This window comes from Microcoleus sp. T2B6, from assembly GCF_036700475.1.
GTDB lineage: Bacteria > Cyanobacteriota > Cyanobacteriia > Cyanobacteriales > Microcoleaceae > Microcoleus.
On record NZ_JAUBOZ010000003.1, the window covers coordinates 93,595 to 106,233 of the forward strand.

Genomic DNA, 12,639 nt, shown 5'->3' on the forward strand with positions numbered 1-12,639 from the left:
ATGTCATGGGGAAGATACAGATCCGAGGCATTTCGAGTTATATTTAGATCGTGGAAAAGATACGCTGATAAAATTGCCAAGGCAAAGGCAAATTCTACCCATTGACTCCTGAATGCACTTGCAGTCAGAAACCCGGTTGCTTCATAAATATAGCGTCTTCAACCGTTCCGAAAAACCTATGCAGATATTGGCCTTCCTAGTCAGCACCTGTACAACATCGGAACGTGCAGTCAAGCGTCTTAACTGACTACGTTCATCTGGTCATAACACCGTGATGTAAACGCCAGCATTATGCACTGTCGAAGGCGATTAAGGAACGAGTGAACAGGTTTATAGACAAGCGTATCGCTTTCCTAACCAGGGAACCTGAACATTTACCAGGTAAACCTTACTTAGCAATAAGACTGACTGAATAGCTCACAAATACCACCTCTGAAAATGAGGGGGAAATTTCCAATCTTCTACGCACCTTGACCAGACACAGCACAGAGGTGCAAATATTTAGTGACACAGCCGTCAACCAAGTTTTTTCTACAAAGTTGGTTTCTTTACCTAATTTCTGTGATTTATATATTTTACCCATTAAAAACCTATGAAAACCGTCAAAAATATTCAAAAAACGTCTAAATTCCTCTCAAAACCAAGAATAAGCAAACTGACACTTGCTCTGCAAATAGTCTTAATAAATCTTTACTTTGTGCAAGCCAAAGCAGAAGGTCAAACAATTGTTCCAGCGGCGAACGCAACAGGCACTACCGTCACTCCCGCAGCCCAAAACGGAACTCCTGGGCAGCCAACTCGCTTCGATATTCAAGGCGGACAATTATCGAGCGATCGACAAAATCTTTTCCACAGCTTTAAAGAATTCGGCTTGTCGGAAAATCAGATTGCCAACTTTATATCAAACCCCAACATTCGCAACATTTTAGCGGGCATAGGCGGCGGCAACCCGTCGATTATTAACGGCTTAATTCAAGTAACCGGCGGCAATTCTAACTTGTTTCTGATGAATCCATCCGGCATCATATTTGGCAACAGTGCCAGCTTAAACGTGCCGGCTTCTTTCACAGCAACCACCGCCACCGCTATTGGATTTGGTTCAAACTCGTTTAACGCTGTCGGTAGTAGCACCTACACATCTCTGACAGGCGCGCCCAATTCCTTTGCTTTTGGGGCCGATCGAGCAGGGGCAATTATCAGCACGGCAGACTTAGCAGTCAAGTCAGGGCAGAACTTAACCTTGCTCGGCGGCACCGTTGTTAGCACAGGCAGCGTTTCGGCCCCAGACGGTCAACTTACCGTAGCATCAGTCTCCGGGACAAATTTAGTGCAGATCCGCCAGCGAGGCAATTTACTGAGTTTGGAAATCGAGCCGCCCTCAGCGACTAGCAGCACTGAAAGATCCAGCACAGCTTCGACATTCTCGATCGCAACCTTGCCCGAACTGCTCACAGGCATCGGTGAAACAAACGCTACAGGCCTCAGCGTCAATGCCAGCGGTGAAGTGGTACTCACGGCGTCTAACCGAGCAGTAGCTGCGGGGGACGTTGCAGTAAAAGATGCAAACGCTGGGGCGATCGAAATTCAAGCAGCCAACAGCATTACAGTCAGCGGAAACCTGACAAGTTCCCAAGGCGGCCCAATCGCCCTAGAAGCTAGTGGCGACATTAGCACTGTCGATATCAACTCCGACTCCGACACCACCGCAGGCGGCAACATCACCGTCACCAGCCGTACAGGAAAAGTAGAAACAGGCAATATCAACGCAGGGTCGATCGACAAAAACCGTAACGCCGGAAACGTTAGTATTGCAGCACCCTCAAGCAGCATTCAAACAGGGTTCATAGACGCCAACTCCGAAGAAAAACAAGGTGGCGCAGTCACCCTCAACGCCCGCAACGACATACAAGTAACCCATATCAACACCGAAGGCCGAACAGGCGGAGGAGATATTGGCATTAAAGCCGGCGGTAATTTCCGAGCTACAGGCACTTTCACCAACGATAACAACTGCTTGTCGCAACCTTGCAGCATTTCCGCATCCACTACTGGTAGCGCTAATGGTGGAAATATCACCATTGGCTACGGTGGTGGCGAAGCCTCGAACACTCCTTTCAGCGTCGGGCCCGACTATAACAAACTCAACGGTACTGCTGGCAGCATTGCCACTGGGGGTCCAAAGAAGGAAAATGTTATTACACAGGGAAGTTATTTCAGCCCCACCCCTCAGATAGTACAGCCGACCCAAATTAACATTACGGCTTCTTCAGTATCGCCAGCACCGACACCAGCACCTGCAGCGACACCGACACCAGAACCTGCAGCGACACCAACACCAGCACCTGCAGCGACACCAACACCCGCACCTGCAGCGACACCAACCCCAGCACCTGCAGCGACACCAACACCAGCGCCGACACCAGCACCGACACCAGCGCCGACACCAGCACCGACACCAGCACCGACACCAGCGCCGACACCAGCACCGACCCCAGCGCCGACCCCAGCGCCGACACCCGCACCGACACCCGCACCGACACCAGCACCAACACCAGCACCAACACCAGCACCAACACCCGCACCGACACCAGCACCAACACCAGCACCAGCACCAGCACCTGCACCAGCACCTGCACCCGCACCTTTACAAACACTAACGCCTGCACCCGCCCCGGCACCGGCACCAGCACCAGCACCAGCACCAACACCAGCACCAGCACCAGCACCCGCACCAGCGCCAGCACCCGCACCCGCACCAGCCCCGGCACCAGCCCCGGCACCAGCACCAGCACCAGCACCGGCACCAGCCCCGGCACCAGCACCAGCACCAGCACCAGCGCCAGCGCCAGCGCCCGCACCAGCGCCCGCACCAGCACCAGCACCAGCACCAGCACCAGCGCCCGCACCAGCGCCAGCACCAGCACCAGCACCAGCACCAGCACCAGCACCAGCACCAGCACCAGCACCAGCACCAGCACCAGCACCAGCGCCCGCACCAGCACCAGCGCCCGCACCAGCACCAGCGCCCGCACCAGCGCCGGTACCCAATGTTTTGCCGATCGCACCCACAATTACTCCCAATCCAGCGCCGGTACCCAATGTTTTGCCGATCGCACCCACAATTACTCCCAATCCAGCGCCGGTATCCAATGTTTTGCCGATCGCACCCACAATTACTCCCAATCCAGTGGTTGCGCCTGCTGCTGCGCCGATAAATCTCGCACCGATACCGACACCGGAGCTCGCAGCCAACCAGCCGCCGAGCACAAATCGTTTATTTTCGCCCAGCTTGCAAGAGCAAAACCAGATATCTAATTCCTTGCAACAGCGCAATTCACCTCCCGCGTCTGCGAATCTTGACGCTTCCAAGTTGCCACCTAACCTCGGCGCTGTTATTTTTCCCGTGGAGGAGAGATTTACCAGCGAGTTTGTCGATTACCTAAATTTGCCATCAACAACTGCGCTCGCCACCCTAGAAGATGCCCAAATTACCCTTCGCAGTGTCCAACAAGCCACAGGCATCAAACCAGCTCTCATTTATATCAGCTTTGTACCCAGGGGTTCTACAGTCGATCGGCCTTACAGCAGTTCCCCCATCTTGCGCGTAGAACAGCAAATTCAAGCCTCTGACGAACTGGAAATGATGGTGATCGCCCCGGAAGGCGTGCCCGTTCGCCAGCGCATCTCTGGAACCTCTCGCGCCCAGGTAATGGAAGCTATGGAGAGATTTCGGGCTGAACTGACTAATCCGGTAAAGCGCAATACTAAAAGTTATTTGCCCTTGGCTCAGCAGCTCTACAAGTGGATAGTAGCGCCGCTCGAAGCAGAGTTGCAAGCCAAAGGCATTGAGAATTTATCTTTTATCTCAGATATGGGGTTGCGATCGATACCGATGAGCGCCCTGCACGACGGCAAAGGCTTTCTGGTTGAGCGTTACAGTGTTGGATCGATGCCGAGTCTGAGTTTGACGGATACCAGCGCCACCAATTTTAAAAATACCCAAGTTCTGGCAATGGGGGCGTCGCAATTTCCAGAGATGAGTCCTTTGCCTGCGGTGGAAATAGAAGTATCGACAATCACGCCGCAGCAGTGGCCGGGCAAGTCTTTCTTGAACGAAGCTTTCACCCTGGCCAATTTAAAATCGCAGCGCCAGCAGTATCCTTTTGGGATGATTCACTTGGCTACCCACGCCGAATTTCGAGCTGGAGAGCCCAGCCAATCCTTTATTCAGTTGTGGGATACTAAATTGCGTTTGGATCAGTTGCGGCAAATGGGATGGCACAGCCCGCAAGTTGAAATGTTAGTTTTGAGTGCTTGCAAGACTGCTGTGGGCGATCGAGAGGCCGAGTTGGGCTTTGGCGGGTTAGCCGTGCAAGCGGGGGTTAAATCGGCTATGGCGACTCTCTGGTATGTCAGCGACGAGGGTAGTTTGGGGTTGATGACGGAGTTTTACGGGCAGTTAAAAACTGCTCCGATTAAAACAGAAGCACTGCGGCAAGCCCAATTAGCGATGTTGCGGGGAGAAGTGCGAATTGAAGGGGGGATGCTGCACACTTCTGTTGGCAATCTGCCGCTACCCCCGGAATTGGCAAACACGACGAGTCAGAATTTCTCTCATCCTTATTATTGGTCTGCTTTTAGAATGATTGGCAATCCTTGGTAATAAGGTTTGTTTTAGTCGATCGATTGTTGGCTAATTGTGCGAGATTTCGATCAGCGGGGTTGGGGAATATGGGTATAATCGATCGCAATTTAGAGTGCTCCTTCGGCGTGTGTGCGATCGTTTCAGACCTGGATTCAGCAACGCCCGCTGATAATCTAATTGAAGACCTGCAAAAATCTGAATAGTCTGTTTGTAACTTTATTTAAATAAAGAAAGTGCGATCGCCTCTTGACAGGTTATAGTATTATACCTAGAGTCATAATTAAACAGTGCTGCTGTCAGCCCTCTATGAGTGGCGACTCAAATATGTTACCTAGAATACATATTCACTATAAACACCGGTATTGAACACATGAGTAAACAATTATACAAAGTTTTTGACGAAGTAGAATTCAAAGCTCAACTGCTTGCTAAATACTGGAATAATTTTTATACAGAAATTTCCGAGCATTTACCAGATACATATCAGCCTGAAATGCAAGAACTGTCTATAAAGTTAGACGAGGCTTTAAGCAATCTGGTTGATCAACTTCGTAATCCGACTCTGACTCTGGCGACTACAGGAACCACCAGTAGCGGGAAAAGCACTTTGGTAAATTTGTTGTGTGGAGCCGAAATTGTTCCTGTAGCCGTAAGTGAAATGAGCGCCGGGGCAGTCACTATCGAATATAGCAAGGAAAAGTCTCTAATAATCCATGAAACACCAGGAGCATTGTGGGAATGTGGAGAATGGAGAGGTATCAGAGAGGAAAAAATTTATCAGCGCTTATACCAAGTAATGATAAGTTATATCGAAAACCGAGAAAAACAACCGAATTTAGCTTGCCCATAATCTACAATTTTTTACCCTTTCCGGCTTGTCAAAGAGTCTAAACTGGAACTACCACAAGGAACAAGGGTAAAAATTCTTGATTTACCTGGTTTGGCGTATGTGGGCGACCAAGGTAACGCAGATGTTATTAAACAGTGCCGAGAGGCATTGTGCATAGTCACATACAATAGTGCAGAAACCGATGCACATAAAGTAAAAAGTTTACTGCAAGAAGTTGTACAGCAGGTAAAAGATTTGGGTGGTTCTCCTGCACGTATGCTCTTTACTCTGAATCGGATTGACGTTTTTCGAGCCGACAAAAATTGGCCTGAAACAGAAAATCGCTTTGTTGAAAAAGCTAGACGTGATATAAAAAACGAATTGACTGAACAATTACAAGAATATACAGAAGATATTGAGAAGTTACAAGTTGTCAAACTTAGTACATGGCCGGCTCTACTAGCTCTTCAGATCCAAAATAATGATGATATCTATAGTGCTGAAGCCTGTAAAAAGGCAGACAACAATTTTAATGGATTAATTGATGAAAATATATTAGAAGTCCTGCCACGTAACGTACAAAAATGGTCTAGACACGATCGAAACCGAGTTGCTGAAGCATTATGGAAAAAATCTTATGCAGAGGAATTTCAACAGAACTTAAGGGAACATATTACTCAACATTTCCCACAGCTAGTAATTCCACAAATTATAGAACGTTTTAATCGGGCTGCTGGAAATGCAGTAACGGAATGGGCAACACAAACAACAACAGCCATTCTGAATAGTTCAGAAGCACTTTATCAACAGGAATGTAAAAAAATATCAGACATTAGGTCATCACTTAAACAGTTCTTAGAAACTAGCGATGCAAACTTAAAACAGCCTTTTGAAAAACTAGATACAAAAGTTAAACAGGTTCTTGGAAAACAGTCAGAAGATGATGTTGTGAAGTATATAAGAACCATAATTTCGGAACTCCAGCAGGTCGAACCATACGATGAATTACGAGAAAAATTATTCCCACTTTATTCATGGGAAAATGAATTTCAAAAAGGAATTAACCAAGTATTAGAAGCAGTGGCAAAGTCTTTAGAAACTGGAAGGGTAGACTTAGACAGTCCGAATTTAAAAAGAGCAAATGTTTTAAATGTCAATTTACTAGCAAGAAACTTGAACCGTTTAGTTGGCTTAGGCTACAAGGCTTCCGTTGCTAAAGAAGGAAAAACAATGGAAGCAAGAACGGAGGCTGAGAAAAATAAACTCAAACAACTTAATGAGGAACTCAATGAACTAGCTATCCATCTTAACATTGTTATACAGGATGTATTAAAACAGATTTCTACTCAAGAATCAAATAGAATTCATGAGGCTGTGTCCGAATTGTTTCGCTGCCATTTGTCTTATTTTGAAAATGAAGCAAATGATATTGCACCTAACATAGCAATTAAATTTCCTGAATCAGAACTGATTAAAGTCGAAACTGATTTCACATTTAACTTTAGGTTTAAAGCAGGATTTCCTATTACAAAAGGGAATTGGGAGGAAGCAGTACAGGTTCCAAGACAAAAAAGAACTTGGTATACATTGTGGATAGGGAAGAAAACCATTTATGAAACCGAATATCGAACTCGTTCTAGCGATAATGCTGATCTACCAAGCGTAGACAATTTACTTGAAGGGTGGGTAATGCAGGCAAAAGGGGAAGACTCAGAAAGAGTAAATCAAGTTGCAAGCTGGTTTCTAGAACAAATTGATTGTCTAAAAAAAAATGTAGATAAAGTTCAGAGTGATATTCTTGACCGTTATCAAGAAAGGCTTGATAAGGCACACCAAGAGATTACTCTAGATTATGAAAAACAAAGAAACGTCTGGCAACCTATGCAACAAAAAGCTCAAAACCTAGCCGAAGAGTTTTCTAGCTTAGAACAAGTTTGGAAAGTTAAGTGAAGAATTGATAATTAGCTTTGTTAATTTAAAATTATTGCTCAATCCAAAAAATATAATGGCATGACTTCGCAAACCAACAATCCAGTAGCTCAAAACATAGAAAAATTGTATCAACCGATTTGGAAAGAGATTTATCCTAAAATTAAAAATCACAAGAAGGGAGTTCTGTCCACAATAATATATATAATAGTTGGAGGAGACAACTCACAAGCTCAAGAAGTTTGTCAGCGTTTTCAAGTTAAAGCATACGCATCAATAGAAGATGATTTATCTAAATTCGACGAGATTATTGAGCTTTTCATAAGGAATCCTAATAACACAACAGCGATAAATGATGATAATATAATTAAGCGGGCTGAGAAAATTGTTTTAAAAAATCTACGTAAGGTTAGGAATAATTTGGAAGGTAATGATATGGAATTATGGCAAATTTTTTTAATAGGATGTCTAATGGTAGGAACAGTTGTTTGTATAAAAAATAAAGGACGAGAATTAGAAGATAGTCGCGAAATTCAGCTATCAGATAGCCTTCCACTACGATCAAAAATCCCAAAACCTGTAGATTTGTGTCTTGTTGTACCAGCATCAGTGGTAGGAAATTTAACAAACAATAGCCCAATTAATGTGTCTGACATAGAAAAACTCATAGATAATTCCTTATATTTTCTATGTACAAGTCCTGAAGATGCAGATACTATCCAGCCACGTCTAGAATTAACAGGCGAAAATATTACAACTGTTAGTGAACAGAGAGAAATTTATGTCAGGATTAACATTACTGATGGAGAAGAGATGATAGGGAAGAAAGTCCCATATATTTTAAAAAGAAATCTCCCTTCTAATGGAGAAGGTAGGGTTACACAATTAGATTGTCTAAAATATCTATCTGTATCTGGTTTAGAAAACTTTAACCGGATTTAAGGAACCGCAAAATGGATTGGAAAACAGCATCTTCTTACTATGAGGCTCGTCTTAGCGACGCTCTCAACGTGCAGCGACACGCGCTTAACTTGGCTATGTTGCCCCAAGCTGAAGTTCCGGCTCGATTAAAAGAGGTACTTTTACAAGAAGCAGAACCAACTCGTCGCCAACTTGAAAGACTCAAAAAGCGCGAGTTTCGCATTGCAGTTGTCGGGTTAGAAAAAGCAGGAAAAAGCACCTTTATTAATGCTTGGTTGCAATGTGATTTACTTCCAGCAAAGGGAGGAAGATGCACATTTACCACAACACAAATTTATTCAGTTGAAAACGAGTCTGAACAAAGGCTGGAAGTACAAGCGAGAACTGAAGAAGAGTTTATAAACTTACTCAAGGAACTGGAGAAAGTTGGGGCGAAAGAAGACCTAAATACTATACGAACAAACGAAATAACCTTACAACAGGTAAGAAGAGAAGGTAATCTGACTTTTCCCTTTACTAGACTCGAAGATATTAGAGAACCACTCAAGAAGTATGTAGCAGATGAAAAGTATGCTCACGCTGTTTTAGAGGCGAGACTTTATACTAACAAACTTGCTCAGGCTGAAGGGATTGTTTTTTATGATGTTCCCGGTTTAGATTCAGGTTTAGCAAAGCACGTTGATGAAGCACAAGCAATGCTTTCTGACTGTGATGCGGTGATATTGGTACAGCGGTTTACTAGCCTCCGAGAAAAGGAACTAGAAATAATCAAGTTTACCGAACTTGGCGATAAAAACGTCACCGTTGCTGATAAGCTTTTTGTATTTTTAAGTCGGATTGATTCATTAGGTAGTGCAGAGGCGCTTAAAACACATATTGAAGAAGCATCTCAAGACTGGTTAAAGCGTGCAAAGCTTCCACCTGAACGCATTGTATATGGTTCAGCCGGAGCCTATCTAATTTTGAATGGTTTAGCAGGAGAACAGACTAAGTTAGAGATTGGGGATGCAAGTAATATCGAAGCTCAGTTGAAGAGACTGACTGGAATTACCGATGAAGAAACTCTGACTAAAAATGGTACTGGAATTCCAGAAATTAAGGAAAAAATATTTAACTATATCAACACTGAGCGTGTCTCGATTTTAAAGAAAAGATGCGAAGCGTCTATCAATAAGATTTTCAGCAATTCTGAACAGATTTATATTACAGTCAGCAAAAAGTATCCCGAAAATCCTGAAGAAGCCAAGCTATTTGAAGAAAATAATCGGCGGGTTTTCTTTACCGAATGGTGGAATCAAAAATGGGAAACAATCAAAGCTGATTTACAAAAATACTATGAATATTCTGTTATAAACAAATCCTTAGATAGTTCTAATGCTAAGTCATTCACTCAAATAGAAAAATTTAGAGAACGATATTTACAAATCGTTGACAATGAAATGCAGAAACTTAGGGAGGAAACATTTAAAAAGAAAGATACTATCTTTCTTGCTAACTCCAATCCAGAGTTTGACCGCATGAAAGCCAATTTTGCTTGGCGTGATAGTTTGTACGGTGATATTAGTAAGCTTCTTTCTGCAATTGCTCATCAACTTGCTTTAGAACTTAAGGATGAAGCATTAAAATTAGTTGAATATATGACAAGTTTATTATGGGAAAGTAATCAAGTAAAACCCAGGCTAATTGAAAATTCAGAGGAATATTTTTTAGCAAAACTAGAGAATAGCTTAAGCGTATTATTTTTACGCTTTGCACGTCCAGTGGCTGAAGCGCTGATTCGCGGCCCAGTTAATAGTGATACTCGAAATAAAATAATCAAAAGTTTAGGGGTAGATATTGAAATTATTGATAACTACTATAGTGGGGAAGAAGCTGCATTTAGGGTTCTCAAAAAATATGTAAAATATGGTTCAGATTTACTATTTAATTCGGAGATTCGGCAACAAGTATTAGGAGTTACAGGAATAGCAACACAAATTGCTGGGGTAGCAGCGCAAATAGTGGGAGATTTTTCTAATGACATAAAATCGCCACAAGAAGAATCTGTAGTTTTTGAGGTAGGAAATGATATTAGTGCGTTTGAAGAATACTTAATTTATGCAATTTTCAGTGCGGCTGGTTTTGAGTCATACTGTATCCAAGAACTGAAGGGTTTAGTTGATAGTTTCCGAGACAAAGAAGGTACTTGGACTGGCGTTGCTCTCAATGAGTGGTTGCAGGGAAATCCACTTCTGTTTGCTGAAATACCTGATAACTTGAAGTCACAAGAATCGAATTTAGAAGTTAGCGAACGATTGAGGCAATTATCTATTGCTTTAAAAAGAAGTCGTTCGCCGGAGGTACTGTGAGGGACTGAAACTACAGGAAAATAGACCTTTTGCAAAAGTCCTTTTAATGAAATTAAAGGACGGGATCTCCGGCCCATCCCACAAAAATTATCTTTTCTTGTGGAATGGGGCGGAGAGCCCGTCTTAGCTATTTTTTGCAAGAGGTCTAATTTAACATAAGTCTGCAGGTTCGATCGCCCAAAACATCTTCCACCATCATCAATCCGCTTCTAATCCCCCGGAATCATCCCCGATCGCACGCTTAACATCCTCTCAGCAACGGCGGATGCACCAAAAGAACCCCAAAACCCAGGAAGTAGAGGGGGAGTACGTTTGATGTGTTGGTGCGCGTAAATGGCGCGATCGCCCCCTCAAGTGCAATCCCTAACCTCGTATCAATCTCCCTGCGGCAAATTCTCCAGCCAAACCTCTAAATCCTCTATCGACTGAAAATCTAACAATTCCTCTGCTAGAGTTTCAATTTGCTCGATCGACAAATCAGCAATTCTAGTCGTGATAGATTCCGGTAATGTTCCAACTCGCCGATTTAACAGACGGCGATTTAACAGACGTAAAATCAAGGATCTTCCTTCTTGTTCGCGGCCTTGCACAATGCCTTGCACAATGCCTTGCTCAAGGCCTTCTTCCTTCGCTTCCCGATAAAACCGAGTTTCCTCAAGCGTAATCCCTAACATCGCCTCTGCCTCCCTTCGGTTCAAACTTGTAAACTTGTAAACCAGTATTGTCGTCAGCATCTCTATTATGGCGCGACTCGCTGCTTCAGATTCCTCCCGCTGCGATCGCGCCAGCAACAATCGCGCCACTTCCGGCGTACTCGCTTCGTCGATCGTTGTCAAAGCCATCAGCGCCACCCCCAGCGGCAACTGTTCAATATCCCCCAACTCATCCAAATATACGCGATGCACCTGATTGCAGTTCAAGAGCGATCTATACGGATGCGTTTCTGATTGTTCAGTCGATCGAGTAGGATAAATTACCACCGCTTCCCAATCTGTAAATCGCTGACGGTTGCGATAAAAATACAAAAACGACTCACCAAACAATCGCTCATAAAGCAATTCATCCCGCTGAAACTGCACCTCACAGAAATATACAACTCCAGGCTCAGCATCCGGTGGCAAAAACACCCCATCAATTTCAAACTTCGGTTCCTTCACCGCCACGGAGTCAAATCGATACTGTTCCGCATTCGATGGTGACTCTTCCAATAGCTCAAACAGCAGCGTCGGAGCTTCTTGAATTGACACTCCCTAGCCTAAAGGCGTAGGGATTCTTAATTCATCGACTGACCTTTAAGCGCTATGTCCTTTCGGCAATCTTTAAACTTTTCAACCGTGCAATTACACCAATTGACGAGCCTAATTCACAGCAACCCCAGAGGGTCTATCTCCAAAAGCTTACTAGGATACGAACCTAGAGTTCGGGTATGCCCTACCCTACTTAACAAATGAACTAAATTATTTGTTTTCTGGTAAAGAGAATGCGTCGATCCTCTAGCTGTTTTAAGAGTTTTCGCTGCTCTCGGTCCAACAATTTATGCCTAAAAGTGTGTCTCCGTTTCACTTCGGGCAAAGGAGTTTAACCTTGACTGTTCTAGTCTAGCACAAATACAAGAAATTTCCGGATTTTTAGGAATGGATTTAAGAAATTAAAGCCGTCCTAGAAGGACGGGGTTTTAAACCCTATTTTCTGATAACTTGTAAAATATTGAATCTCTACGCATTAACCCAACATCTCCTCTAACCTATGCAACTGCTCGAACCCTCAGTCGATTTTAGATTTTAGATTTTAGATTTGACTCGCCTTGATAAATCTGGGAGGTTGAGCTTTAGTCTAAAATTTGGGGAGTATCCACAACGATTGTCGGGGGCTTCCGTTTTTTGCTGGTTGCAAAAACAGCAAATGGGTAATCAGCTCAATCAATTCTAAAGGATTCCAGATAGCCCCAGATCAAAAAACATCCTATA

The 12,639-nt window shown here is 44.0% G+C and carries 6 protein-coding genes; 5 read left to right on the forward strand and 1 reads right to left on the reverse strand.

Features of this window, described 5'->3' with window-relative positions:
* The first annotated feature begins 592 nt into the window (after nucleotides 1–592).
* From QUA00_RS02200 to QUA00_RS02220, 5 genes are all read left to right on the forward strand, one after another.
* Nucleotides 593–4,663, forward strand: a complete 4,071-nt coding sequence (locus QUA00_RS02200; protein WP_333408554.1) for a CHAT domain-containing protein — start codon at nucleotides 593–595, stop codon at nucleotides 4,661–4,663.
* 352 nt (nucleotides 4,664–5,015) lie between these two features.
* Complete coding sequence (locus QUA00_RS02205) at nucleotides 5,016–5,495, forward strand: dynamin family protein (RefSeq protein ID WP_333408555.1); 480 nt, start codon at nucleotides 5,016–5,018, stop codon at nucleotides 5,493–5,495.
* Nucleotides 5,496–5,594: 99 nt separating this feature from the next.
* Nucleotides 5,595–7,424: a GTPase gene (locus tag QUA00_RS02210; protein ID WP_333408556.1), complete on the forward strand. Its 1,830-nt coding sequence runs from the start codon at nucleotides 5,595–5,597 to the stop codon at nucleotides 7,422–7,424.
* A 60-nt stretch (nucleotides 7,425–7,484) separates the two neighbouring features.
* Nucleotides 7,485–8,345, forward strand: a complete 861-nt coding sequence (locus QUA00_RS02215; protein ID WP_333273108.1) for a hypothetical protein — start codon at nucleotides 7,485–7,487, stop codon at nucleotides 8,343–8,345.
* 11 nt (nucleotides 8,346–8,356) lie between these two features.
* Nucleotides 8,357–10,672, forward strand: a complete 2,316-nt coding sequence (locus QUA00_RS02220) for a dynamin family protein (protein ID WP_333408557.1) — start codon at nucleotides 8,357–8,359, stop codon at nucleotides 10,670–10,672.
* 374 nt (nucleotides 10,673–11,046) lie between these two features.
* On the opposite strand, the gene QUA00_RS02225 is transcribed toward QUA00_RS02220, so the two are convergent.
* Entirely contained in the window at nucleotides 11,047–11,919 is an 873-nt protein-coding gene (locus QUA00_RS02225; protein ID WP_333408558.1) for an Rpn family recombination-promoting nuclease/putative transposase, read from the reverse strand.
* Nucleotides 11,920–12,639: the final 720 nt, after the last annotated feature.

Coding starts and splice junctions, on each gene's coding strand:
- QUA00_RS02200 (WP_333408554.1), top strand. CDS start 593: ATGAAAACCGTCAAAAATATTCAAAAAACGTCTAAATTCCTCTCAAAA.
- QUA00_RS02205 (WP_333408555.1), top strand. CDS start 5,016: ATGAGTAAACAATTATACAAAGTTTTTGACGAAGTAGAATTCAAAGCT.
- QUA00_RS02215 (WP_333273108.1), top strand. CDS start 7,485: ATGACTTCGCAAACCAACAATCCAGTAGCTCAAAACATAGAAAAATTG.
- QUA00_RS02220 (WP_333408557.1), top strand. CDS start 8,357: ATGGATTGGAAAACAGCATCTTCTTACTATGAGGCTCGTCTTAGCGAC.